Raw genomic sequence first — 22,887 nt, 5'->3', positions numbered from 1 at the left:
GTTTCGCCGACATGGTCCTTGCCGGGCCATGTCGGTCTGATTCGTCTCTATCCGGATTGAGACCATGCCTCGTGTCCTTCGATTCTATGTTCGCGCCGTCACGGGCACGAACAAGGCCATGTTCATGCTGGCGGCCGCGCTGATGGTCGTCATCGTGCCCGCCATGATGGCCGAAGTCATCAGCCGCTATGTTTTTCATGCTCCCACTGTCTGGGGCATGGAGCTGGCCGTCCTGCTGTTTGGCCCCTACTTCCTGCTGGGCGGGCCCTACCTGCTGCACCTGGGCGGCCACGTCAATATGGATCTGTTTCGCAATCGCATGCCGCCGCGCGTCGGCCGTGTCGTCGATTTCGTCAACCAGCTGATCATCCTGTTCTTCTGCGGGGTGATGCTGTATTACGCCACGCCGCTTGTGCTGCAGTCCATCGAATACCGGGAAACCACGTTCTCCGCCTGGAATCCGCCTCTTTGGCCGTACAAGATCGCGGTGCCGGTGGCGGTGTTGCTGCTGGGCCTGCAAAGCCTGGCGGAACTCATACGGTTGTGCTTCGGCGACACAAAGGATGATGCCGCATGAGCTCGAATCTGATCCTCGTCCTGATGTTCGGTGGCCTGACCTTGCTGATGGTCACGGGCCTGCCGATCGCCTTCGTCCTGGGCGGACTGTCGCTGCTGCTGACCGTGACGCTCTGGAACCCCGATTCCGTCATCATCCTGGTGCTGCAGGTGTTCGACACCATGCGCTCGGAACCATTGCTGGCGGTGCCGTTGTACATCCTCATGGCCGGCATTCTGCAGCGCTCGGGGGTGATCGAAGACCTGTACCGGGTGATGGGCCTGTGGTTTGGTCGTCTGCGCGGTGGGCTGGCGATCGGCACGGTCATCATCTGCGTCGTCATGGCCGCCATGACCGGCGTGGTGGGGGCGGCCGTCACGTCCATGGGTGTGCTGGCCATGCCCGAGATGCTGCGGCGCAAGTACGATCCCTCGCTGGTGGCCGGGACCATCTGCGCGGCCGGCACGCTGGGGGTGCTGATCCCGCCGTCCGTCCTGACGATCGTGTACGCCGTGACGGCCCAGGTCTCGATCGGCAAGATGCTGATTGCCGGCATCGTGCCCGGTCTGCTGCTGGCGCTTGTCTATATTTCCTACATTCTGTACGTGGCCTACTTCAAGGCCGGCAAGGTGCCGGTCGAATCGGTCAAGCCCGTCCCCATGCGGCTGAAGCTGCTCAGTCTGCAGGCCATCATCATCCCGGCTTTGCTCATCGTGATGGTGCTTGGGTCGATTTTCCTGGGAATCGCCACCCCGACGGAAGCTGCTGCCGTCGGCGTCGTCGGCGCCATTCTGGCCAGCATCGCCCGGCGCAGGTTCAGTCTCCAAGGTCTGGCCGATGCAGGCATCCAGACGCTCAAGGTGACGTCGATGATTCTGTGGATCACGATCGGCGCCAAGGCCTACGTGGCGATCTTCACCGGGCTGGGCGGAGCCGATACGCTGATCGGGGCGATTCGCGACCTGGATGTCAGCCCCTACGTGGTGCTGGCCATCATGATGCTGATCCTGATCTTCCTGGGCACCTGCCTGGACGAGATCGGCATCATCCTGCTGACCGTTCCCGTGTTCCTGCCCATCGTCAAGGCCTTCGGCTTCGATGAGATCTGGTTCGGCGTCCTGTATGCCATTTCGATCCAGGTCGGATACATCAGCCCGCCGTTCGGCTATTCCCTGTTCTACCTCAAGGCCACCCTGCCCAAGGGCATGGGCATGGCCGAGGTCTATCGCGGGGTCGTGCCCTTCATGGGATTGCAGATATTCGTCCTGCTGATCTGCGCGGCATTCCCGGCCATGGTGACCTGGCTGCCCAGGTTCGTCGGTTGATCCATTTCTTTCAGAGGTAATTGTTGTGACTCACAAAACTTCCCGCATTTCGGGCTTCCACAAGCTGGGGGTCCCAGAACGTATCGATCAGACGCTGGCATTTGCCGGCCTGCAGGACGCCGACCTGAAGGCCCTGTTCCTGAATACCGGCAACCTGCCGGCCGAACTGGCGGACCAGCTGATCGAGAATGCCGTCGGCACGATGAACATCCCGGTCGGCGTGGCCACGAACCTGCTGATCGACGGCAGGGACTATCTCGTGCCCATGGCGACCGAGGAGTCCTCGGTGGTGGCGGCGGTCTGCAATGCCGCCCGCCAATGCTACGACTCGGGCGGGTTCATCACTTCGATGTCGGGCACGCGCATGATTGCGCAGGTCCAGCTGGTGGGCGTGTCCGATCCGGCCAATGCCCGCCTGGCCATCCTGGAACATGCCGAAGAGATCCGCGCCATCTGCGATGATTGCGACCCCGTGCTGGTGCGCCTGGGGGGCGGTTTCCGGGATCTGGAAGTGCGTATCATCGATGCGCCCAGCGGCCCGATGGTGGTAACCCACCTGATCGTGGATACCCGCGATGCCATGGGCGCCAACGCCGTCAATACCATGGCTGAAAAGCTCGCGCCGCACATCGAGACCTGGACGGGTGGGCGTGTCTACCTGCGGATCCTGTCCAATCTGGCGGATCGACGCCTGGCCCGTGCCCGCTGCGTCTGGAAGCTGGATGCCATCGGTGGCGAGGCCGTGCGCGACGGCATGGTCAAGGCTTACGAATTTGCGCTGATGGACCCCTATCGCGCGGCCACGCACAACAAAGGCATCATGAACGGCGTGACGGCCGTTGTCATGGCCACGGGTAACGATACGCGCGCCATCGAGGCCGGCGCCCACGCCTATGCGGCGCGCAAGGGCTGGTACAGCAGCCTCACGCAATGGGAAGTCACCGCCCAAGGCGATCTGGCCGGGTCCCTGGAAATGCCCATGGCGGTCGGCCTGATCGGTGGGGCTACCAAACTGCACCCCATGGCCCGGGCGTGCCTGCAGATCATGGACGTGCAGAATGCGGCCCAGCTCTCGCGCGTGATTGCGGCCATTGGACTGGCGCAGAATTTCTCGGCCCTCAAGGCCCTGGCAACCGATGGTATCCAGAAGGGGCATATGTCCCTGCATTCACAGAACATCGCCCTGATGGCCGGGGCCGAGGGCGAGGAAATCGCCCAGGTCGCCCAGCGCCTGGTCGAACTGGGCGTGGTGCGCATCGACGTGGCGGAAGCCGAACTGAAGAAACTGCGGGCGGGCGGCTAGGCCCACCCCTGTTGAGCCGGGTGATCTTGCGCTGTTGTGCCTGACCGCAGCAGCGCGAGATATGTCGCCATATCGATGGCTGCTTTTGCAGCCAGTGGCTTGGTGACTGTGACGCGCATCGGCCATCAGAAACATTATCAGGCCAATCGGGACTCCCCGATCTTCGACGAGTTGTGTTCGATCACGCGAAAAACAGTAGGCCTCGCAGAACCTCTGAGCCAAGCGCTTGCTCCATTGGTATCGCAGATCAAACTGGCATTTGTGTATGGCTCCATCTACCCTTCGGACGGGCGGGTGCAATGCCGGTGCCTCGGATGGGGGCCGCCCCCTGTTGCTTCAGTATGCTGCATCTGGCTCTACTGGGCCGGGGTCGGGTTCTACGCCAATACGGTAGGTCGCGACAAAACATGACCAGCCCACATGGTCAACTAGGTCGATGTCTTCGATGACGCTGACCTTCGTCCCCGCACGCTCGAACAGGGCAATGTTCTTGGCTGGATAGTTGTTGCGAGACGGGTAGAGCACACCGTCGAACAGTGGCTGGCCGTCGTCGCCAAGCATCGCATAGATCTGAGCAGACACCTGCTGCGTGTGCGTGTAGTCGCGGCTGGTCAACTGCCCCAGGTTCAGACCGAAGTAGCCAGCCATGACACCAGGGGCTGTGAGGTCGGCCAGGCATACGTCGGCCATCACACCTACAGCGCGCACCATCCGGCCCTGAATTTCCTTTAGCGTGATTGAGCGTTTCGTATCCGCAAGCCACTGGTGCTTGTGAAACACGGACTCCATCAGCGCCGTGGGTAGGTCGCGTCCCAAGTAGAGCACACCGTAGGCCCGCGTCGGGTCATCGTAGCGATTGGTGCTGTTGCTGCCATAGTGCAACGGACTGCCACGGTAGATGACGCGGCTCAGATGCTGGAGCAGTTCACCAGCATTGATCGAGAACGAAGGCAGTGCGTGGCTCATGGGAGGCACTGGCTTCAGTGCACCTGCATACCCAGCACGTTGAACACGGCTTCGGCCACGCCATCGATCGAGCTAGGAGTCACCGCGTCCACCGGCGAACGCCCGCCCAGGCCTTCGAGTGGTTCGGACAGCGCGTGGTAGATCGTCCAGTGGTCGATGCCCTCGACCTCCTGCAGGACTGTTTGGGTCAACTGCTGCTTTACCGGATCAAGCTGCCAGTCGGGCAACTTCTGACCACGAGGCCCTACGTTCAGTGCCAGCAGCCGGCGGGCGATGATGTCCTTGTAGATCTGCTGGCGCGATTTGTCTGCCAGCTGGGCGAATTTGGTGAGTGGCAGATTTTGCGGCTGATTGAAGGCTGCCAGCAATACGGCGCGGCCGCGTTGAATGTCGGTTTCAGTCGGTGCCCAGCGCTTGCCGGTGCGCAGTGCGGCCGCCTTGCGGGCGAGGGTCTGTGCCGTTGTCTCCGCTGCCCTGGGAACGGGCAGCTTTGCAGCCTTCATTCGTTCGTAGACGAACGCCTGCAACTCGGCCGCGAACGCCCTGGCATCCCGGATTTCGACGGTATCAGCGAAGCGGCGTACATCTTCCTCCGTGACGCGCGGTAGACGGGTGGCATTGGGCATAGTCATCTCCCCCAGGCTGATTTGAGATAGGGTCAACGCTAGTCTCCTATGTAATATTTGTCAACTTTGTCTAATGAATAAGAGTCTCCTCAGCCAGACTCCCGCCGTTCCAGCAAAGACTACCGTTGGACATTCTTCAAGCTCTACTGTGTGATCTACCGGGTTGCAGACGGTCGGATCTGCAAGACCTGGATCATCGGAGAGGAAAGTGACCTCGGCGTTTGAGAATTGTGACCGACGCGGCCTGGGTGATGCAGGGCAGCGGCAGGGCCAACAGGGTGGCCAGCATCAGACTGGCCCGAAGAGCGGATCGGTTCACGCGCATCACCTTTCGTTGGACAAGGGACCTGACCGCCCACCATATACCCTTCGGACGGGCGGGTGTAATGCCGGTGCGTCGGCTGGCTTATGTGGTCAGCGTTGCGGTGTCGATCAGGTGCGATTCGAGCACGTCCCAGTTCGGGCTGAATCCGATGCCGGGCTGGTGCGGCAGCGTCAAGGCGGGGGCTGCCTGTTGCAGGGGGTGCAGCGGAGCAGGCCAGTCCAGCAAAGGCGCTTCCAACGCACAGGCTGGCCCCAATGCCGCCACGATATGCGCGGTGGCGCACAGCCCCGCCCCGTAGTAGAAGCAGTGGGGCATGACCTCGACCTGGTGCCGCCGGGCGGCGGCGATGGCCTGGAGCATCGCGGTGATGCCACCGATCTTGGCCAAGCTGGGCTGGGCGATGTCGATAGCCCCAGCTTCTATGTGGCGGATCAGGTCCAGCAGGCCGGCGGCGTTTTCCCCCGCTGCGACAGGGATGCCGGTGCTGCGGCAGGTGGACAGGCCTGATAGATCATTGGGGGGCCAGACGGGCTCCTCGATCCACCGCAGCCGGGCGGCGCGCATGTCGCTCAGGGCCGCCTGTGCCTGGGGCGTCGTCCAGGCGCAGTTCACATCCACCATCAGCGCAGCGGTGTCCGGCAGGGCCGATCGGGCCGCCACGACGGCTGCCGGTGATGTCTCGTGCAGTTTGACGGCTGCGAATCCCTGTGCCCTGGCGCCGGAGACTTGCCGGGCGACCTCCGAGGGATCGTTCGCGTAGCTGGGCAGGCTAGCGTAGCAGTCGATCGTGTCTTGGGAGGCTCCCAGCAGCTGGTACAAGGGCAATCCTCTGTCCTGGGCCAGAAGGTCCCAGAGTGCAGTGTCAAACGCCGAGAGTGCGAAGGTGATGGGACCTGTGGCGCCGAACTCGTAGAAGGCGTGCTCTGCTTCTGCTGTTCTGGTGGGATATCCCTGGTCGTCGGTGCAGATTTCGCTGCCTAGGAAGAAATGCCCGACCCTTCCTTTCATGGCTTCAAAGGTGACTGGATTGATGTAATGACCAAAGGCCTCGCCCCAGCCGCTGAGGCCGGTATCCGTCTGGAGGCGGACCATCAGCGATTCCATGTGCTTCAACGCAGGGGAGGCCGCATTGAAGGGGTCCAGTGCCCTGTTGGCCGCAGTATCCGGCGCGGTGCGTCGAGCACTGAAGGGCAGGGCGATGCGGTATACGTCGATTCGGGTTATCTTCATTGCGCGCCGGGTGTCCAGTTCAGGACTTGCTCGGGCAACTGGACGTGATGATACTGTTCGAAGACGGTATTCAGTCTGCCATTCTTGAGATTGTCCGCCACCCATTGGTCAACCCATTTCCGCAGTTCAGGTTGGTTTTTCTGCAGGCCGATCGCCAGCATGAAATCCTTCAGGACCAGCTTGCTTTCAAAGCGGTCATTGGTTTTGCGATTGAGCTCGTCCAGGCTCATGAGGCCAGTCGCCAGATACTGGATCTGGCCCGATGCTGCAGCGGTGATCAGCGTGGAAACATCTTCGTAGCGCCGGATATGGGCTCCTTTGGCCTTTTCCGTCACCAACTGGTCTTCGACGGTACCTCGAGCTACGCCCACATCCTTGCCCTTGAGCTCACTGTAGTCCTTGAGCTGGACGTCTTTCGGTGCCATGACGACTTCGCGGATCATGGAGTAGGGGCGGGAGAAATCAATGATTTTGGCGCGTTCCGGGGTGGTGGACAACACGGAGATGACCAGGTCGGCCTTGCCGGTCTGTAGCATCGGAATCCGGGATGCGACTGGGACACTGACGATCTTCAGGGAGACTCCCAGGTCCTTGGCCAGCAGCTTTGCAGTGGCGACATCAGAGCCATCGGCTTGCATTTGCGCATCGGTGAAGGTGTAGGGAGGGACGCTGAGTGACGTGGCCACCCGGATTTCTCCGGCCTGGCGGATGTCGGCCAGGTCGGCCGCATGGCTGGGGGATAGCGCGGTCAGTGACAGCGTGAGAATGGCGAGCATTCGGGTCGTTGCGAAGGTGCTCATAGAGATCCTTTCGAAGTAATTTATCTAAATATACGATGTCCTACAACAAAACTATAAATTGTGCTTACACTCATTGTCATCAGTAGTATCCCCAGGAATTACAAGGGAATATACCTATAATTTCTATTATATTTAAATGTAAATAAATATACCTTATATGACGTGTAATATGTAGATCATGAACTGCAGACAGGCGTTGCGTCAGGCTGTTTTGCGTGCTTTATACTCGTCTGGTCTGTATGGATTTCATCCTCCTTATCCTCGAAGGTCTTGAACGATGGCAACTCACGCATATCCCAATACCCAACTGCTGATCGACAACCAATGGGTGGACGCCGCCGATGGCCGCACCCAGGACGTGCTGAACCCAGCCACCGGCCAGGTCATTGGCAAGGTCGCCCACGCCGGCATCCCCGATCTGGACCGCGCCCTGGCGGCGGCGCAACGGGGGTTCGAGGTCTGGCGCGATACGTCGGCGCATGACCGGGCCGCCATCATGCGCCGCGCGGCGGCGTTGCTGCGTGAACGCGCGGAAGACATTGCCCGCCTGTTGACGCTGGAACAGGGCAAGCCGCTGGCCGAGGCCCGAGGCGAGACCCTGGCCGGCGCCACGCTGATCGAATGGTTTGCCGACGAGGGCCTGCGGGTGTACGGCCGTATCGTGCCCTCGCGCAATCTGCAGGCCCTGCAGTTGGTCGTGAAAGAACCCGTGGGCCCGGTGGCGGCCTTCACGCCCTGGAATTTCCCCATCAACCAGGTGGTGCGCAAACTGGGCGCCGCCCTGGCGACGGGTTGTTCCTTCCTGTGCAAAGCACCCGAAGAAACCCCGGCTTCGCCCGCAGCCTTGCTGCAGGCCTTCGTCGACGCGGGCCTGCCGCCGGGCGTGGTTGGCCTGGTCTACGGCAACCCGGCGGAGATCTCCGGCTACCTGATCCCGCATCCGGTCATCCGCAAGGTCACGTTCACCGGCTCTACCCAGGTGGGCAAGCAACTGGCCGCGCTGGCGGGCGCCCACATGAAACGGGTGTCGATGGAACTGGGCGGCCATGCGCCGGTCATCATCGCCGAAGACGCCGATCTGGAACTGGCGGTCAAGGTCGCCGGCGCCACCAAATTCCGCAACGCCGGGCAGGTCTGCATTTCGCCCACGCGTTTCCTGGTGCACAGCAGCCTGGCCAAAGACTTCACGCAGGCCTTCGTGCGCCACGCCGAATCCCTGACCGTGGGCGATGGCCTGGCCGAAGGCACCACCCTGGGGCCCCTGGCCAATGCCCGCCGCGTCTCGGCCATCGCCCAGGTGGTGCAGGACGCCCGCGAACGAGGTGGGGACGTGCTGACCGGGGGCGAGCGCGTCGGTGACACCGGCAACTTCTTCGCGCCCACCATCATTGCGGGGCTGGGCACGGATTCCGATCTGTTCAACAACGAACCCTTCGGCCCGGTCGCAGGCATCCGCACCTTCGACCGCCTGGAAGAAGCCATCACCGAGGCCAACCGCCTGGCCTACGGCTTATCCGCCTATGCCTTCACCCGCTCGCTGCGCAACGTGCAGCAGCTGGTCAGCCGGGTGGAAGCCGGCATGCTGTGGATCAACCAGCCCGCCACGCCTTCGGCAGAATTGCCGTTCGGCGGAGTCAAGGATTCCGGCTACGGCACCGAGGGCGGCCCCGAGGCTCTGGAAGCCTACCTGAACACCAAGGCGGTGTCGGCTGTGGGGGTGTAGGAACAATCGTCAAGAGTCGTCCAGAAACCAGAAGGCCCCTGGGACGCGGCATGCCGCTCCAGGGGCCTTCTGGTTTGTCGGGTCGTGAATCAGGTTCCGGATGGGGGCGGCGTCAGCCGCAGTTCCGTCAGAGCGCCCGCAATTTCCTGGAAGGCCGCGTTCAGGTTGGCGGCATTGCTGACGTCGAAATAGGTTTTGTCGGGGTCCGTGGCGCAGGTCCTCATCAAGGTCTTGGCGCCACTGCTGACCGAGGTGCCGAGCGTCAGGGTGTAGACACGGATGCCGGTATCTTTGACGTTCTGGCACAGGGTCTGCATGTATCCATCCAGGGCCGTACCGGTGATGGCGTCGCTGGTGCTGTTGTTCAGGTAGCCGATGTCGGTGCGGTTGAATCTGCAGCTGTCATCGTAGGCGTCGTTGCCATCGGGTGTGACCGAGCCTGGGTCGCGGCCTCGCACTCCTGTGACTGGACATTGAGAGAATCGGCTGATAGGGCTGACAGGCCTGGTGACCGGGTCTGCTGTTAGTTCTGATCGTGTGCCGAAGTGACGTGTGGGGTTGGCTTCATACGTTTGAGGACCCCATGCTTGGCATTTCGAGTGATTGCCATTCCATTTGATGCACTCCCCCGGAATGACCCTGCTGATTGTTTGATAGCTATAGTCGTAGCTAAGTCTGAATGCCGTGGTGGTCGAGCTGGTTCGTTTATCACTGTCGCCTGGGTCGTTGTCGCCGTCGCTCAGCAGCACAATGACCTTGTTCAGGCTGCCGGCGGCCGGATCGCGGGGCAGGGTGGCGGATCCCCAGCCTTCTGTTCCTCGCCAGGCGGGGTCCAGCATGCGCCAGGCCCAAATCAAGCCCATGGGCACGTTGGTGCCGCCGTTTGAATTCATCGAATCGATGGCGCTGTTCAGATCGGTTTCTTCCTGGTTCAGGAACATGACGCGGGATGTCGGGCAGGTGCCTGCTTCCAGTGCCAGCAACGCACGGACTTTATCGTTTTTTTCTGATGCTGCTGCTGTCGATCCGTTTTCTGCTGCCGGATGTTGTGGATTAGTGGACGGGTGCTTTGGTGTGATCTCTGCCCTGATACGTCGGTCCAGCGTGGCCACATTGCTGCTGGGTGCCAAGTACCCCAACGTTTTCGGGTTTCCCGTTCCTTCCAGGTGAATCGAGCCAGGCATCACATCGCCTGGGTCTCGTTCGTCGTCCTTTCGGCCGCCGCTCAGGACGTCCTGAAAATACGGCGGCACGAAATCTACCGCATACACCGCCTGCAGCGGCAGGAACCCTGCAGACGGCGTCAGCGCCCGGGCGGGCAGCTTGTTGTTCTTGGTCCAATTCCCCGGCGGTTCCGTGATGCAGCCGTTCCACAGATTGTTCAGATAGTTCTGCTGGGCAGGGTACTTGTTCAGCCACGTCTTGGCGGAATTGATGTTCCGGACGTTCACGGATTCGGTGAACGGCACGATGCCCACGTACACCCCGCTTTTTCCGTCCTCGCCCACACCGGCTTCGCCGGCCCGCATGACGGTCGTGACCAGTTGCTTGGCGGCGATCTTCAGCTGGCTCATCCGTGTCGGGGAGTCGAAGTCCATCGACCCCGTGTTATCCAGCGCCAGCACCAGTTCCAGGTCGCTGCGCACGCGGCGCACGGCCCAGTTGCTGGCATACAGCTTCATGGTGGTTTCTTCCAGATAGCCGGTGCTCAGCAGCGGCAGCGTGCCGCTGGCGACCATGCGCAGGCGCTGGGCTGTGCGGAAATTGCCGTCCTCGGTGTGTTCTTCCAGGTACTGGATGTTGATCGCATCCAGGGGGATGTCCGACCCCAGGAATTGTTCCGGCATGTTCGCGCGGAAGTATTGGTACGTGTCCGCTTCCCAGGTGGCCTTGTCGTCGCTGCCTTCGGTGGGGGTGTAGACGGCCAGCTTGCGGCCGGCCGAGATCACGGCGGTGTCCAGCGCGCTCTGCAGCCGGCTTTGCGTGGCGTTGTAGCGCACCATGTCGATGGAAAACAGCGTGCCGCCCAGCATGACGGTGAAGGACAGCAGGAAGGTCAAGGCGATGGCGCCGCGCTGGTCAGACAGCAGGCGGTGAAATACAGAAGGTCGGGCTTTCATGATGGTAGCCTCCTGGCACGATGCCGGATGGTCGGTGCGGTTCCTCAGGGCTCTTTCAGATCGTCGAACCGCGGACGATAGAATACGGTGGTGGATAGGTCGACACTGCCGCCCAGGGCGGTCCAGAATTTCGAGCTGATGATAAAGGGTTCGTAGTGCTGGCGGGCCTGGACGACGACGACGGTGTCGTTGGGCTGGGGCGGCGGCATGCTGTCCGGGCTGCTGGCGCTGGCTGCCGCGTCGGTACAGGTCCCCGCGCCGTTGCAAGTCGTGCTCCAGCCGCCGTGGGAGGCTTCGTTGCTCCAGACCGGGGCGCCACCGCCGCTGCCGTCGGCCACGTACAGGCGCATGATCAACTGACCCCCCTGCGCATAATCCACCGGCGACATCAGTTTGCCCATGATGGCGCCATAGGTGCAGATGTGATTGGGGGCGGTGCATGGCCCCCCGATGCGGTCAGGGGTTTTTGCCTGCATGGCGATGCCGTCGGCTACCGTGAAGGCGGCGCGGTCCAGGATCGATACGACGCGGAAATACTGGTAGAGCTCGACCGTGGCCATGATGAAGAACACCATGATCGGCAGGATCAGGGCGGCCTCGATGCCGGCGACGCCGCGCTGGTGTCGGATCAGGCGCCGCATGCGCGTGCGCAGGGGGGACAGAAGATCAGGGCTCATTGAAGATCACCACGGTGCGCTCGTAGCGCATGAAGTCCGACCCGAACATGCTCATGATGCCGGTCAGGCCGGGCTTGTCGAATCCCAGGCGAAAGACCACCATGTCGCCGCGCTCGCCGGCATTGCACTGGGCCTGGTAGTTGGGGTCGTCGATGTCTTCAAAATCAGGATCTTCATCTGGCTTGTACACATTGACGTCGGCATGCAGATTATCGGTATCGGCCCAGAACGATACGGTGTCCTGCAGTTGCGTCATGACCTTGGCGTGGCAGTCTTCCCCCTGGAATTCACCGATCTTGCCCATGCGCGTGATGCGGTTGGCGGCGGTGTCCAGGGTGGCGTCCGCCAGCAGCATGAATGTGACCTCGATGCTCATGAACAGGGCGATGAAAAACAGCGGGGCGACCAGCGCGTATTCCAGCGCGGTCACGCCGCGCTGGTCATGCCGCAAACGTTGCAATCGCTGTCCGATCCTGTTCATGGCGGCACCTATCCTGCGGATTTGCCCGGCTGGACGACCCGTTCGCGCAGATAGCGGTAGAAGTCCAGATTGTCCTGCACCTGGCCGCTGGGCTGCGTGCCCAGCAGGATGTTCTTGGCGGCGTCCTCGCGGCCCAGCAGGCCGTAGGCCAGCGCCAGGTTGTCGCGGCGCTGCGGCAGGCTGTTGCTGACGCCATCGTGGCCCAGCAGCACGTTGATGGCTTCGCGGGCCTTGCCCTGCAGCGCCAGCGACAGGCCCAGGTTATTGCGCAGGGCCTCGTCGCCCGGGTGCGTCGCCAGGCCCTTGCGGTAGATCGCCTGGGCCTGAGCGGGCTGGCCCGACAGGTCGTAGACCACACCCAGGCCGGCCAGGGCGACCGACAGATCGGGTTCTTCCGCCAGGATGGCCTGGAAGCGCGCGCGGGCGTCGTCCAGATTGCGCATGCGCACGGCCAGGCGAGCCTGGGCCAGGCGCGGCGCCATCAGGGTCGGGTCGATGGCCTCGGCCTTTGCATAGGCGGTGCCGGCCGTGTCGAATTCACCGGCCAGGAAATACGTGTCGCCCAGGCCCAGCCAGACCGCCTGGTTGTCGGGATGGGACCGGGCCAGATCCTGGTACAGGGACCGGGCCACTCGCAGGTCGCCGCTTTGCAGGGCGCTGGCGGCGATGCGCAGGTCGCCGGCCTCCAGGGCGGCCTGGTCGACCACGGTCTGTGTGGGGCGGACTTCGGCATGCTTGGGCACGCAGCCTGCCATCGCCAGGCTGGCGGTCAGCCAGATCAGGGGGCGGATCAGGAATGGGCTCATAGGGGCTCCGGTGCGATTACATGGACGAAAGGGTTTTCATCAGGCTCAGGACCGCAGGCCCCGCCCCGACGATGATGACGGTCGGCAGGATGAAGACCATCATGGGCAGCGTCATCTTCACGGCCAGCTTGGCGGCCTGCTCTTCCATGCGCATCATGCGCGCCGTGCGTTCGGTCTTGGCCAGGATGCGCAGCGCCTGGGTGATGGCCGTGCCGTACTGGCGTGCTTGCAGAAAGGTATTGACCAGGGTGCGCATGCCTTCCAGCCCGGTGCGTTCGGCCAGGGCGTTCAGCACCACGTCGATGTCGCTGCTCAGCTTCAGTTCGGTGGCGGTCAGCTTCAGTTCGTCGGCCAGGTCGGGGGCGACGATTTCCAGTTCGTCGGCCACGCGTTCCAGCGCCGCGTTCAGGGCCAGGCCCGCGTTGGTGCAGATCACCAGCAGGTCCAGGGCATCCGGCAGGCTCAGGCGGATGGCGTTCTGGCGGCGGCGCACCAGGCGATCCAGCACCAGGCGCGGCATCAGACTGCCCAGGTATACGGTGGCCAGCAGGGCCAGCATCCAGGTGCTCGTGCTGCGGCCCTCCAGGTAGGGGCGCCCCAGCCACAGCAGCAGGCCCGTCCACAGCATCATGGACAGCAGCGTCAGGCCCACCAGCACCGGCAGGGCCTGGGGCGAGCGGTAGCCGGCGGCGATCAGCTTGGCGGCTGCCTCGCTGCGCTGGGATGTGTTCAGCAGCGGGGTGACGGCGCCCAGGCGGCGCAGGAATCGCAGCATGCCGTCCAGCATGCCGGGCTGGTCCTGCTGGACGGCCTGGGTGCCCTGGCGCTGGACCTCGCTGACGGCGCGCGCCATCAGGCGCGCCCGCTGGCTGGCCCGCGCATACAGGTACAGGCCCAGTCCGGACAGAGCCAGCAAGGCGATCAGGGCATCCAGCCAGAACAGTCCGCTGATCATGATGGTCAGACCTCCAGCCGGGACAGATAGCGGATCGCCAGGATCCCCAGGCACAGCATGCCGGCGGCTGTCCACAGCAGGATGCGGCCGGTTTCCGTGGTGAACAGGACTTCGACGTAGGCCCGGTTCACGAAATACAGCATGCCGACGATGATGAAGGGCAGCAGCGACAGGACCAGTCCGGACAGACGGGTTTCAGCCGTCAGCGCCTTGGTCTTCAGACCCAGGTCGCGCCGGGCGCGGATGATGCCTGCCAGGTTTTCCAGCGCCTCGACCACCGATCCGCCGGATTCCCGCTGCAGCAGCACGCAGACGGAAAAGAACGAGAAATCCGGCAGTTCCACCCGCAGCACGGCATCGTCCAGCACGTCTTCCAGGTCGTTGCCCAGCAGCAGGCTGTCGCCCATCTTGCGGAATTCCGGCCCCAGGGGGGCTTCGAACTGCAGGCCCACGTTGCGGATCGATTGCGTCACGGGAATGCCGGCGCGGCTGGCCCGCACGATGGTGTCCATGGCATCGGGCAACTGGTTCAGGAAGCGCTTCCTGAATCGGCTGACCAGGCTGCGGTAGAACATCAGGGCCAGCAGCGTCGGCACGACGACGATGGCCAGCAGGGCCGTCCACCAGGCCATGGGCAGCACGCCCAGGACCAGCAGGGCGGTGGCAGTCAGCGACAGCAGGCCGGTGGTCAGCCCCAGGCGGCGTCCGCCGCCGGCGCCGGCCACCGTATCCAGGCGGTTCAGGTAGTACCCCAGCGATCCCAGGGCCTGGCGCCGGCGGCGGCGCCGGGCCTCGGCCTGGGCGCGCTGCAGGTCGGCCACGACCTTGGCCTGCAGCTGGCTGCGCGATGCGCCAGAGACCGCCAGCAGCCGTTCGCGCATGCGCTGGCGCGGGCGCTTGCGACGCCAATCGGCCAGCACCAGCAGCGCCAGCCCCGTCAGGATGGCGGCGGCGAAGACGATGAGGGTGATGACGTCGATGGTGCTCATGGGTGCATGGCCTCCACCAGGGCGCGTTCCATGCCGAAGTACCGGGCGCGGTCGGCGAACAGCGGGCGCAGGCCCGTGCTTTCATAGGCGCCGCGCACTTCTTCTTCGTACGCGCTGGCGTCGTAGCTGAAGCGGAACAGTTCCTGGGTGACGACGACGTCGCCTTCCATGCCGGCGATCTCCATGATGCTGGTGATCTTGCGCGTGCCGTCACGCATGCGCTCGACCTGCACCAGCAGGTTGACCGCGCTGGCGATCTGGCGGCGGATGGTGAGCAGCGGCAGGTTGCCGTTGGCCATCATCACCATGCTTTCCAGGCGGGTCATGGCATCGCGCGGGCTGTTGGCGTGCAGCGTGGTCATGGACCCGTCGTGGCCGGTGTTCATGGCCTGCAGCACGTCCAGGGCCTCCGCGCCCCGTGTTTCCCCCAGCACGATGCGGTCCGGGCGCATCCGCAGGGCGTTGCGAACCAGATCGCCCTGGGTCACCAGGCCCAGGCCTTCCAGGTTGGCGGGGCGGGTTTCCAGGCGCACCACGTGGGGCTGCTGCAGTTGCAGTTCGGCGGCGTCCTCGATGGTGACGACGCGTTCCGTGGCCGAGATGTAGCGCGACAGGGCGTTCAGCAAGGTGGTCTTGCCCGATCCGGTCCCCCCCGAAATCAGGATGTTCATGCGGCAGGACGCCGCGATTTCCAGCACCCGGCCCATGGCGGGCGACAGGCTGCCCCGACTGACCAGGCGGGGCACGGTCAGGTCCTTGCGGGAAAACTTCCGGATCGAGATCGAGGCGCCGTCGATGGCCAGGGGCGGCAGCACCACGTTGACCCGGCTGCCGTCGGGCAGGCGGGCGTCCACCATGGGGCTGCTTTCGTCCACGCGCCGGCCGATGGACGAGGCGATGCGCTGCGCCACATTGATGACGTGGGCGTTGTCGCGGAATTTCAGCGGGGTGAGTTCCAGTTTGCCGTAGCGTTCGATATAGACCTGGTCGGGGCCGTTGACCATGATGTCGGATACCGATTCGTCCTGCAGCAGCGGCTCGATGGGGCCGACCCCGAACATGTCGTGCAGGATCTCCTGGCCCATCAGGCGCTGTTCGGACAGCGTGACCGGCAGGTTCTCGGCGCGCACGCTTTCGGCGATGATGGCGTCGACTTCGGCGCGGACCTGTTCGCGCGATTGCGCCAGGGCCGCCGACACGTCGATCGTGCCGAACACCGTCTGGCGGATCCGGCCGTAGTATTCGGACCGCACCACGGTTTCCATGGCGCGTGGGGCGGCTGCCTGGCCGGGTATCGCCAGGGCTGGCGGGGCGGTGTCCGGCGGCGCCGAGATAGCCGCCTGGGGTGGGGGTGTGTTGCGTGGCGGGTCCGTATCCGCAAGATCGGCGTGCACGGGGGCATCCGGCCTGGTGGCCGCCGAGGCGGCAGCACCATTCATCCCCGCGTCCGGAGCCTGTTCTGGCGGCGCCGGCGGGGGACTGAATCGGGGAGATGCCGGGGCAGGCCCGGTCTTGCGTCCGAAGCTCATGCCGTTTTCCTGCGCAGTTTGCGCCACCAGGCCTGCTCGGCGCCGGCCGAGGCCTCGCCGGTGACCTGATTGGCCAGTTCCTGGATGCCAAGCGCGAATTCGCTGCCCGGGTCCAGCGGCTGGGCCAGGTTTTCGGCCAGGACCGGCGCCTTGCCGTCGTAGGCGATGCGCACCTGGATGGGGACGTCCGTGGCCTGGCTGAAATCCTGGGCCGGCACCTTGCCGCGGGACGCGGGCTGCGTGTGATTCAGCACGGTCAGCAGGGCGGGCGGATTGGGCTGCGATTCCAGGTGACGCGTCAGGCGCGCCAGGGTGCGCGCCGAATGCACCGACGTATCCGTCACCAGGCAGATCAGGCTGGCGGGCAGCAGGGCCTCGGCGGCCAGCGTGCCGCCGCGCAGGGGCACGTCCAGGACGACGTAGTGGAAGTACTGGCTGAGCGCCGCCAGCAGGCGGGGGATGGTCCCTGGCGCCGGCAGGAAGTCCTCGCTGTAGTCCAGTTCGCCGGCCAGCACGTGCAGGCCGCCGCCGGCGTCGGCCAGGGTGCGTTCCAGGTACTGCTGGTCCAGGCGGTCGATGTTGCCCAGCACGTCGAACAGCGCCGCGCCGCCGGGGCGCCCCAGGATGCCCGCGCCGTTGCTGTCGTAGGGGTTCAGGTCCAGGTACACCACGCGCCGCCGCGTGCCGCCCCTGGCCAGCGTGCGGGCCAGGTGCGCGGCCACGGATGTCGTGCCGACGCCGCCGCGCGTGCCCATGACGGCCACGCATTTGCCGTGGCGGCCGCGATGCTGGGCCGGGTTGCTGTGCGACAGCGACCGACGGACCAGTTCGGCGCTCAGCGGCTTGACCAGGTAATCCTGGACACCGCGCGCCAGCAGGCTGCGGTACAGGCCGACGTCGTTGCGGTCGCCCACGACGTAGACTTCGACGGACGGCTCGCAGGCATCCGCCAGCAGATCCAGGTCGTCCAGCGGCCGGCTGGAGCCCGAGATGTCGACCAGCAGGCGCTGGGGGGATCGGTCGTGTTTCTGCAGCCAGGCGATGGCCGCGTCGATGCCGCCCGTGGCGACGACGGTGTCGCTCAGGGTGTCGCTGCGAAAGACGCGCTGCAGCTCTTCGGCGCTGGCGGCGTCGTGCACGAAGGCGGCGAAGGTGTAGTACCGCCCGCTTTCCTTGTCCTTGCTGGTCACGGCCATTGCGGCATCCTAGTTGTTGCTGGATTTTTTGGTGGAATTGGTCTCGCGCAGCGGCGTCACCTTGTCCTGGCGGTAGCGCGTGACCGCGTCGGCTGCGCTGTCGGCCTGCTGGCCCGCGTAGCTGTTGGGTGCCAGCAGGTCCTGCGGGCGCGCCACGCTGTTGGCCAGATTGGTATAGGTGGCGCAGCCGAATGCAGCCTGCGGCCGGCTGTCGTAGATCGGGCGCTGCGGCTCGGTGTACAGGCGCGCGCATTCCGGCGGGACAGCCACCCACCGTCCGTCCTGCAACTGCACCTGGATGACGGAGGCATCCGGCACCAGGCTGTAGTCGTACTTGGGAAACGCGCAGCCGGCCAGCAGCAGGCTCAGGCCGCACGCGGCAGCCAGGCGGCAGGCGGAAACGCGGTCGATCGGTGTCATGGCTGCCCCCTTAGTACACAAAGCCGGCCGAGCCGCTCAGGCGCGGCACGTTGCCGTTGAGCGGGTCGTACTGGATGCTGTTCTGCAACACGTATTCGATGTCTGAATTCGCCCGCAGGCTGGCCAGCGGCGTGGTCAGCTGATCAGGATTGGTGGGGCGGACCAGATACGGGGTCACGATCACCACCAGCTCGCTCTTGTTGCTCTGGAATTCGCTGGACGAGAACAGTTTGCCCAGCACGGGGATGGACCCCAGGCCGGGGATTTTGCTGACCGTATCCGCAATATTGTTCTGCAGCAGGCCGCCGATGGCAAAGCTTTGGCCACTGGCCATTTCCACTGTCGTTTCCACCCGCCGCACGCGGATGCCGGGGATCACCAGATTGTCCATCAGGATGCTGGCGTTGGGATCGAGTTCGCTGATTTCGGGGCGCACCTTCAGGCTGATGCGGTCATCCCCCAGCACGGTCGGGGTGAAATCCAGCGCCACGCCGAAGGGCTTGAATTCCACCGTCATGGCGTCGTTGTCCTGCTTGACCGGCACGGGGAACTCGCCGCCCGCCAGGAAGCTGGCGGTCTGGCCGGAGACGGCCGTCAGGTTGGGTTCGGCCAGCACGGTGATCAGGCCTTCCTTGTCCAGCAGGTCCACCATGGCCAGGGCGGAGGTATCATCCTTAGAATAGCCGCCCAGGAAAGAATAGCCTTCTGATGGCAATACACCGTTCATGATGCTGCGCCCTCCCACCAGACCCCACACAAATCTACCCGGGTTGGACAGCACCTGCCAGTTGATGCCCAGCTTCTGTGTCACGGCCTTGGACATTTCCGTGACGCGCACGCGCAGATAGACCTGGGTGGGGCTGTTGACGGACAGGCGGTTGATCAGCTGTTCCTTTTCGCCCAGGTAGGGGCGAATGGTGTTGGCGATGGCTTCGGTGACGGCGGCGTCGGGCACCGAGCCGCTGACCATCAGCGACCCCGGGGCGGATTCCAGCGCCAGGTGCAGGGCCGGGAAGCGTTGGCGCAGGACGTCCTGCAGCTCGGCCACGTTGTGGCGCACCACCACGGTTTCTTTCAGGATCTGTTTGCCGGTGGCGTCCAGCGCATACACGGTGGTGGTGCCGGCGCTCTTGCCCAGCACCAGGATGGCGCCGGGGCTGGGCACCTGGATGTCGGCGATCTTGGGGTCGGCGACGAACACCGTGCTGGATTCTTCTTCCGTATGCAGCAGCTGGCCGGATCCGATGGCCAGCGTCATGGCCGATGCGGGCTGCGCGGCCAGCAGGGCGGCTGCCGTTGCCAGCGCCAGGGAGCCCGGCATGACTGCCCAGGCGGACATCTTGGGTTTACTGCGCATGAGGGCTGAGCTCCTGTTCCTGCGTTACGTTGCCCCGCATGATGACGATGCGGCGCGGGGCGCCCGGATCTTGTGTGACGGTGCCGTCGGCCTGGACGGGCTGGCGCACACGGGAAATGTCGCTGCCCCAGATGGGGCCGTCCTGGTGCTGGGCCGGGTTGTCGCTCCAGGCCACGACCGATGCCCCGGCTTCGGCATTCGGGCTGTCGTCAGTGGTGGCGCGGTCGTTGGTGGCGAAACTGCGCAGCGCCAGCGACAGGGTGCCGAGTTCCGCCGCGACGGTGACGGCTTCGGCGGTGCGCGGCGCGACTTCGATGGTCACGGTGCGGACGCGTGGGCTTGGAGTCATCGGAGCCCCGCTGGAAACTGGTGCCTACGGCGATGATGCGGGCATTCCTGACCACGGTTTCGCTGGCGACGCGGCGGGTGTCGGCAGTGTCGCCGCGCTTGCCCAGCTGCTGGGTCAGGATCATGTCCACGTAGTCGCCGGGCTGGATCAGGCCGGCGTTGCCCGACACGTCGTTGACCGGCACGGACACGGCCCGCAGGCCGGGTTTCAGGGCGGCCGCCAGAAAGCCCGGCGCATCCGGGCGGATCATGTCGCCGCCGTGCAGGACGGCGCCGGCGGCCATGCGCCGGCGCAGCAGTGCGCCGTTGATTTCGGCGTGGGCGTCTTCGCGCACGGCGTCCTTGGGTATCTGGCCGCGCGGCAGGGATTTCCAGGCCAGGTCGCTGTCGCGCAGCAACAGGCCCTCGGGCAGGTCGGCGGTGGCCACCCGCACCCGGATGTCGGGGTCGGGCGCAGCCTGGCGGTTCAGGCTGCTGACGTACAAGGCCCGGGCGCCGATGGCCAGCACGGCGGCTGCCAGCAGGATCAGGGCAAATTTCAGCACGGACGACATGGCTTGGTGTTCCCCGAGAAATGCTTCAGTTTCTTCACATATTCCATGCGCGCCACAGGACGAACAGGCCGCCTGCGGCGAGCGCTACCCCGTACGGCACCCCGCGTTGGGCCGACAAGGCATACTGCATGCAGGATACCGGCCGCCAGGTGATGCGCCGCACCACCCGGCGATCGGCCAGCCATCCCGCTACTGCTACCAACCCCCCGGTCCAGGCCACGATGATCAGGACCGGGAAGGCCAGCGCCGAGCCCGCCCACAGAAACACGGCCGTGCCCAGCTTGACATCCCCACCCCCCATGGCACCCAGCAGGAACAGCGCGAACAGCACCCCGAAGCTGAGAGCAGCCACCAGGAGGTGGCTGCCGACTTGCTGCAGATCCAGGCCGCCGAGCCAGGCGTATGGGAGGAATAAAAGAGCGTAAAGAGCGACACAGTGGTTGGGGAGCTGCCGGACTCTAAGATCTCTTAGCGTGAGGTAGAACAGGACCAGAACAGCTATTGGGATCCATAGCAGCAACATGCTGTGGGGATTAAGGTGTGCCTGTGCCTGTGCCTGTGCCTGTGCCTGTGCCTGTAGCCGTGTCCATGGCATTTTCGACTGCTGTGTTGGCAGATGTGAAGATTCCTTCGAAATTCAAAGCCTGCAGGCCTGCAACTACCAAGCCAACCACGATGGCCAGCAGAACGGCATATTCAATCGCGGACACCCCACGCGCATCGCGCTTCAGGCTATCCAGCGCTACCCACAGTTTCGAGCACAGTTTCGTATACATGTTGGCTTCTCCGAGAAGTCGATTTGATTTGGAACCCCGACCCTGCTTGCTTCCCCCGTGGAAGCGACGCGTAATCCGACTGGACGTGGGCGAATGCAGAATACTACAAAACCATTCAGAATCAACATGGACGTAACGACAATGGGGAAAACCATGATTGGCATCAAAATATGATTTATCTTTAAATTTCAGTACATTAAAATCCAATAGTTTTGCCGGAATCAGTGTTGCTCATGTCATATTTTGTTGTTTTTGACCCTTGACATGTAAAAAATGCATGGAACAGATCAATGGCTGTCCACCTTCGCCAGGCTTGCGCAGTGCCGGCCAGCGTGCTGACTCAAACCCACTCACGCTTTATTGCTCAGGAGATCCAATCATGCGCGGAATCCTCGTCTTGACGCTGGTGGCGGCCGGCCTGGCAGGCTGTGCGGGGCGCCTGGCCTACACCGGGCCGGACCAGCCCGCCCAGACGCAGACCGAGCGCACGGTGGATCGCGGTTTCGATCAGGTCTGGGCGCAAGCCGTCAGCCGCTTTCCCGCGCAGGGTTATGCCATCGTCGGTGCCGACAAGACACAGGGCGTGCTGACCCTGGCCTATGCGGGCGCGCCGGATGCCTACCTCGATTGCGGCCGGGTGGAATCTGTCGTGTACACGCCACGCGACCGGGTCAGGCGGGTCTATCGTTTTCCGGCCTCGTCCGGGCATCAGCGGTATGAACAGCTGATGCGGGGCAATATCTACGACGTGCAGCGCGACCTCAGCATGCAGGCCACCATCGACGTCAAGCTGCAGCGCCAAGGGCGCCGTCAGACCCAGGCGGTGGTGGGCGCGCGGTACCAGTTGACGCGCACCGTGCAGATCTCCAACGCCACCCAGCGCCCCTACGAACCCATCTCCGACACGATCACCCTGTCCAGCCGTTCAAAGGCCTCGTTCCCCGGCCAGGAAAGCGCCACGCAGTGCGTGCCCACCGGCCGCCTGGAACGTGCCGTGCTGGCCGTGCTGGAATGACGCCGGTATCTGTCGATACGGTGATTTTCGACTGGGCCGGCACGGTGGTCGATTTCGGGTCCTTCGCCCCGACCCAGGTGATGGTGGACGTCTTTGCCGCGCAGGGCGTGCCCATCACCCTGGCCGAGGCGCGCGGCCCGATGGGCCTGGCCAAATGGGATCATATCCAGGCCCTGGGCCGGGAACCGTCCATTGCCGCCCGCTGGCGGCAGCGCCATGGCCGGCCGATGGGCACCGACGACGTCGACGCCTTGTACGCCGCATTCATGCCCTTGCAGGTCGAACGGGTGGGTGGCTATTCCGCATTGATCCCAGGCGCCCTGGACGCGATCGCGGCCCTGCGCGGCAAAGGCATCCGCATCGGTTCGTGTTCGGGATACCCTCGCGTGGTGATGGATGCGCTGGTGCCGCTGGCGGCGCAGCGAGGCTATCGCCCGGACTGCGTGGTGGCCACCGACGACCTGAAGGCCGGCGGGCGCCCCGGCCCCTGGATGGCCCTGGCCAACATGATCGAACTGGGCAGCCGCAGCGTGGCCGCCTGCGTCAAGGTGGACGACACCGTGCCGGGGATTGCCGAAGGGCTGGCCGCGGGCATGTGGACGGTGGGTCTGTCGGCCTCGGGCAACGAGGTCGGTCTGGACTGGGATGCCTGGTCCGCCTTGTCGCCGCCGGCCCAGGCTGCCGCCTGCCGGCCTGCGCAGGACATCCTGTCGCAGGCCGGCGCGCATTACGTGGTGCGCACCATCGCCGATCTGCCCGCCGTGATCGAGGACATCGATGCCCGGCTCGCGCGCGGCGAACGGCCCTGAA

The 22,887-nt window shown here is 64.3% G+C and carries 24 protein-coding genes; 6 read left to right on the top strand and 18 right to left on the bottom strand.

The window, feature by feature from the left end:
• Positions 1 to 64: 64 nt before the first annotated feature.
• From VDP74_RS10625 to VDP74_RS10615, 3 genes are read left to right on the top strand one after another with little or no spacing between them, the layout of a single operon-like run.
• Positions 65 to 577: a TRAP transporter small permease gene (locus tag VDP74_RS10625; protein WP_322999603.1), complete on the top strand. Its 513-nt coding sequence runs from the start codon at positions 65 to 67 to the stop codon at positions 575 to 577.
• A complete protein-coding gene (locus tag VDP74_RS10620; protein WP_322999602.1) occupies positions 574 to 1,881 on the top strand; it encodes a TRAP transporter large permease subunit in 1,308 nt (435 codons plus the stop codon). Before VDP74_RS10625 ends, VDP74_RS10620 begins: the two co-directional genes overlap by 4 nt.
• Positions 1,882 to 1,906: 25 nt before the next feature.
• Positions 1,907 to 3,184 carry a hydroxymethylglutaryl-CoA reductase, degradative gene (locus VDP74_RS10615; RefSeq protein ID WP_416232975.1) on the top strand — a complete coding sequence of 426 codons (1,278 nt, stop codon included), beginning with the start codon at positions 1,907 to 1,909 and terminating at the stop codon, positions 3,182 to 3,184.
• 336 nt (positions 3,185 to 3,520) lie between these two features.
• On the opposite strand, the gene VDP74_RS10610 is transcribed toward VDP74_RS10615, so the two are convergent.
• The 4 genes from VDP74_RS10610 to VDP74_RS10595 all read right to left on the bottom strand — a co-directional run bounded on the left by VDP74_RS10610 (position 3,521) and on the right by VDP74_RS10595 (position 7,131).
• Positions 3,521 to 4,150: an RES family NAD+ phosphorylase gene (locus VDP74_RS10610; protein ID WP_322999601.1), complete on the bottom strand. Its 630-nt coding sequence runs from the start codon at positions 4,148 to 4,150 to the stop codon at positions 3,521 to 3,523.
• 14 nt (positions 4,151 to 4,164) lie between these two features.
• On the bottom strand, positions 4,165 to 4,782 hold the full coding sequence (locus tag VDP74_RS10605) for an integrase (protein ID WP_416232977.1): 618 nt from the start codon (positions 4,780 to 4,782) through the stop codon (positions 4,165 to 4,167).
• Positions 4,783 to 5,182: 400 nt separating this feature from the next.
• On the bottom strand, positions 5,183 to 6,331 hold the full coding sequence (locus tag VDP74_RS10600) for a mandelate racemase/muconate lactonizing enzyme family protein (RefSeq protein WP_322999599.1): 1,149 nt from the start codon (positions 6,329 to 6,331) through the stop codon (positions 5,183 to 5,185).
• On the bottom strand, positions 6,328 to 7,131 hold the full coding sequence (locus tag VDP74_RS10595) for a transporter substrate-binding domain-containing protein (protein WP_322999598.1): 804 nt from the start codon (positions 7,129 to 7,131) through the stop codon (positions 6,328 to 6,330). The genes VDP74_RS10600 and VDP74_RS10595 overlap by 4 nt, the downstream gene beginning before the upstream one ends.
• Positions 7,132 to 7,408: 277 nt before the next feature.
• Between VDP74_RS10595 and VDP74_RS10590 the strand changes: the two genes are divergently transcribed.
• Positions 7,409 to 8,854 carry an NAD-dependent succinate-semialdehyde dehydrogenase gene (locus VDP74_RS10590; RefSeq protein WP_322999597.1) on the top strand — a complete coding sequence of 482 codons (1,446 nt, stop codon included), beginning with the start codon at positions 7,409 to 7,411 and terminating at the stop codon, positions 8,852 to 8,854.
• A gap of 89 nt (positions 8,855 to 8,943) precedes the next feature.
• Here VDP74_RS10590 and VDP74_RS10585 read toward each other — a convergent pair whose 3' ends face one another.
• The 14 genes from VDP74_RS10585 to VDP74_RS10520 all read right to left on the bottom strand — a co-directional run bounded on the left by VDP74_RS10585 (position 8,944) and on the right by VDP74_RS10520 (position 21,062).
• Positions 8,944 to 10,974 carry a TadE/TadG family type IV pilus assembly protein gene (locus VDP74_RS10585; protein WP_322999596.1) on the bottom strand — a complete coding sequence of 677 codons (2,031 nt, stop codon included), beginning with the start codon at positions 10,972 to 10,974 and terminating at the stop codon, positions 8,944 to 8,946.
• Positions 10,975 to 11,018: 44 nt separating this feature from the next.
• Positions 11,019 to 11,651 (bottom strand): TadE family protein, encoded by a 633-nt coding sequence (locus tag VDP74_RS10580; protein WP_322999595.1) that lies wholly within the window; start codon positions 11,649 to 11,651, stop codon positions 11,019 to 11,021.
• Positions 11,641 to 12,132 carry a TadE/TadG family type IV pilus assembly protein gene (locus VDP74_RS10575; RefSeq protein WP_322999594.1) on the bottom strand — a complete coding sequence of 164 codons (492 nt, stop codon included), beginning with the start codon at positions 12,130 to 12,132 and terminating at the stop codon, positions 11,641 to 11,643. The genes VDP74_RS10580 and VDP74_RS10575 overlap by 11 nt, the downstream gene beginning before the upstream one ends.
• 8 nt (positions 12,133 to 12,140) lie before the next feature.
• Positions 12,141 to 12,938 carry a tetratricopeptide repeat protein gene (locus VDP74_RS10570; protein WP_322999593.1) on the bottom strand — a complete coding sequence of 266 codons (798 nt, stop codon included), beginning with the start codon at positions 12,936 to 12,938 and terminating at the stop codon, positions 12,141 to 12,143.
• 16 nt (positions 12,939 to 12,954) lie between these two features.
• Positions 12,955 to 13,893 carry a type II secretion system F family protein gene (locus tag VDP74_RS10565; RefSeq protein WP_322999592.1) on the bottom strand — a complete coding sequence of 313 codons (939 nt, stop codon included), beginning with the start codon at positions 13,891 to 13,893 and terminating at the stop codon, positions 12,955 to 12,957.
• A 5-nt stretch (positions 13,894 to 13,898) separates the two neighbouring features.
• Positions 13,899 to 14,882: a type II secretion system F family protein gene (locus VDP74_RS10560; protein ID WP_322999591.1), complete on the bottom strand. Its 984-nt coding sequence runs from the start codon at positions 14,880 to 14,882 to the stop codon at positions 13,899 to 13,901.
• Positions 14,879 to 16,321: a CpaF family protein gene (locus tag VDP74_RS10555; RefSeq protein WP_322999590.1), complete on the bottom strand. Its 1,443-nt coding sequence runs from the start codon at positions 16,319 to 16,321 to the stop codon at positions 14,879 to 14,881. The genes VDP74_RS10560 and VDP74_RS10555 overlap by 4 nt, the downstream gene beginning before the upstream one ends.
• An 86-nt stretch (positions 16,322 to 16,407) precedes the next feature.
• Positions 16,408 to 17,607, bottom strand: a complete 1,200-nt coding sequence (locus VDP74_RS10550; protein WP_322999589.1) for an AAA family ATPase — start codon at positions 17,605 to 17,607, stop codon at positions 16,408 to 16,410.
• A 9-nt stretch (positions 17,608 to 17,616) separates the two neighbouring features.
• On the bottom strand, positions 17,617 to 18,027 hold the full coding sequence (locus VDP74_RS10545; RefSeq protein ID WP_322999588.1) for a CpaD family pilus assembly lipoprotein: 411 nt from the start codon (positions 18,025 to 18,027) through the stop codon (positions 17,617 to 17,619).
• Between the two features lie 10 nt (positions 18,028 to 18,037).
• Entirely contained in the window at positions 18,038 to 19,384 is a 1,347-nt protein-coding gene (locus VDP74_RS10540) for a type II and III secretion system protein family protein (protein WP_322999587.1), read from the bottom strand.
• Positions 19,374 to 19,706 carry a hypothetical protein gene (locus VDP74_RS10535; protein ID WP_322999586.1) on the bottom strand — a complete coding sequence of 111 codons (333 nt, stop codon included), beginning with the start codon at positions 19,704 to 19,706 and terminating at the stop codon, positions 19,374 to 19,376. The genes VDP74_RS10540 and VDP74_RS10535 overlap by 11 nt, the downstream gene beginning before the upstream one ends.
• Complete coding sequence (gene cpaB / locus VDP74_RS10530; protein ID WP_322999585.1) at positions 19,594 to 20,286, bottom strand: Flp pilus assembly protein CpaB; 693 nt, start codon at positions 20,284 to 20,286, stop codon at positions 19,594 to 19,596. The genes VDP74_RS10535 and cpaB overlap by 113 nt, the downstream gene beginning before the upstream one ends.
• A 34-nt stretch (positions 20,287 to 20,320) precedes the next feature.
• Complete coding sequence (locus VDP74_RS10525; protein ID WP_322999584.1) at positions 20,321 to 20,809, bottom strand: A24 family peptidase; 489 nt, start codon at positions 20,807 to 20,809, stop codon at positions 20,321 to 20,323.
• A gap of 10 nt (positions 20,810 to 20,819) precedes the next feature.
• A complete protein-coding gene (locus VDP74_RS10520) occupies positions 20,820 to 21,062 on the bottom strand; it encodes a hypothetical protein (RefSeq protein WP_322999583.1) in 243 nt (80 codons plus the stop codon).
• Positions 21,063 to 21,441: 379 nt separating this feature from the next.
• Here VDP74_RS10520 and VDP74_RS10515 point away from each other — a divergent pair, with 379 nt between their 5' ends.
• Both VDP74_RS10515 and phnX read left to right on the top strand, forming a co-directional pair.
• Complete coding sequence (locus VDP74_RS10515; protein ID WP_322999582.1) at positions 21,442 to 22,077, top strand: hypothetical protein; 636 nt, start codon at positions 21,442 to 21,444, stop codon at positions 22,075 to 22,077.
• A complete protein-coding gene (gene phnX, locus VDP74_RS10510) occupies positions 22,074 to 22,886 on the top strand; it encodes a phosphonoacetaldehyde hydrolase (RefSeq protein WP_322999581.1) in 813 nt (270 codons plus the stop codon). Before VDP74_RS10515 ends, phnX begins: the two co-directional genes overlap by 4 nt.
• Position 22,887: the final 1 nt, after the last annotated feature.

The organism is Castellaniella sp. (assembly GCF_034674885.1).
GTDB lineage: Bacteria > Pseudomonadota > Gammaproteobacteria > Burkholderiales > Burkholderiaceae_B > Castellaniella.
The sequence above is the reverse complement of the archived record's forward strand: the minus strand, read 5'-3'. Positions and strand labels throughout refer to the sequence as shown.

Excerpts from the sequence above, each read along its gene's own strand:
- phnX (WP_322999581.1), top strand. The coding sequence starts at position 22,074 with ATGACGCCGGTATCTGTCGATACGGTGATTTTCGACTGGGCCGGCACG.
- VDP74_RS10555 (WP_322999590.1), bottom strand. The coding sequence starts at position 16,321 with ATGAATGGTGCTGCCGCCTCGGCGGCCACCAGGCCGGATGCCCCCGTG.
- VDP74_RS10565 (WP_322999592.1), bottom strand. The coding sequence starts at position 13,893 with ATGATCAGCGGACTGTTCTGGCTGGATGCCCTGATCGCCTTGCTGGCT.
- VDP74_RS10575 (WP_322999594.1), bottom strand. The coding sequence starts at position 12,132 with ATGAACAGGATCGGACAGCGATTGCAACGTTTGCGGCATGACCAGCGC.
- VDP74_RS10560 (WP_322999591.1), bottom strand. The coding sequence starts at position 14,882 with ATGAGCACCATCGACGTCATCACCCTCATCGTCTTCGCCGCCGCCATC.
- VDP74_RS10600 (WP_322999599.1), bottom strand. The coding sequence starts at position 6,331 with ATGAAGATAACCCGAATCGACGTATACCGCATCGCCCTGCCCTTCAGT.
- cpaB (WP_322999585.1), bottom strand. The coding sequence starts at position 20,286 with ATGTCGTCCGTGCTGAAATTTGCCCTGATCCTGCTGGCAGCCGCCGTG.
- VDP74_RS10585 (WP_322999596.1), bottom strand. The coding sequence starts at position 10,974 with ATGAAAGCCCGACCTTCTGTATTTCACCGCCTGCTGTCTGACCAGCGC.
- VDP74_RS10595 (WP_322999598.1), bottom strand. The coding sequence starts at position 7,131 with ATGAGCACCTTCGCAACGACCCGAATGCTCGCCATTCTCACGCTGTCA.
- VDP74_RS10515 (WP_322999582.1), top strand. The coding sequence starts at position 21,442 with ATGCGCGGAATCCTCGTCTTGACGCTGGTGGCGGCCGGCCTGGCAGGC.
- VDP74_RS10590 (WP_322999597.1), top strand. The coding sequence starts at position 7,409 with ATGGCAACTCACGCATATCCCAATACCCAACTGCTGATCGACAACCAA.
- VDP74_RS10525 (WP_322999584.1), bottom strand. The coding sequence starts at position 20,809 with ATGTTGCTGCTATGGATCCCAATAGCTGTTCTGGTCCTGTTCTACCTC.
- VDP74_RS10610 (WP_322999601.1), bottom strand. The coding sequence starts at position 4,150 with ATGAGCCACGCACTGCCTTCGTTCTCGATCAATGCTGGTGAACTGCTC.
- VDP74_RS10540 (WP_322999587.1), bottom strand. The coding sequence starts at position 19,384 with ATGCGCAGTAAACCCAAGATGTCCGCCTGGGCAGTCATGCCGGGCTCC.
- VDP74_RS10520 (WP_322999583.1), bottom strand. The coding sequence starts at position 21,062 with ATGTATACGAAACTGTGCTCGAAACTGTGGGTAGCGCTGGATAGCCTG.
- VDP74_RS10605 (WP_416232977.1), bottom strand. The coding sequence starts at position 4,782 with ATGACTATGCCCAATGCCACCCGTCTACCGCGCGTCACGGAGGAAGAT.
- VDP74_RS10625 (WP_322999603.1), top strand. The coding sequence starts at position 65 with ATGCCTCGTGTCCTTCGATTCTATGTTCGCGCCGTCACGGGCACGAAC.
- VDP74_RS10580 (WP_322999595.1), bottom strand. The coding sequence starts at position 11,651 with ATGAGCCCTGATCTTCTGTCCCCCCTGCGCACGCGCATGCGGCGCCTG.
- VDP74_RS10545 (WP_322999588.1), bottom strand. The coding sequence starts at position 18,027 with ATGACACCGATCGACCGCGTTTCCGCCTGCCGCCTGGCTGCCGCGTGC.
- VDP74_RS10620 (WP_322999602.1), top strand. The coding sequence starts at position 574 with ATGAGCTCGAATCTGATCCTCGTCCTGATGTTCGGTGGCCTGACCTTG.
- VDP74_RS10550 (WP_322999589.1), bottom strand. The coding sequence starts at position 17,607 with ATGGCCGTGACCAGCAAGGACAAGGAAAGCGGGCGGTACTACACCTTC.
- VDP74_RS10570 (WP_322999593.1), bottom strand. The coding sequence starts at position 12,938 with ATGAGCCCATTCCTGATCCGCCCCCTGATCTGGCTGACCGCCAGCCTG.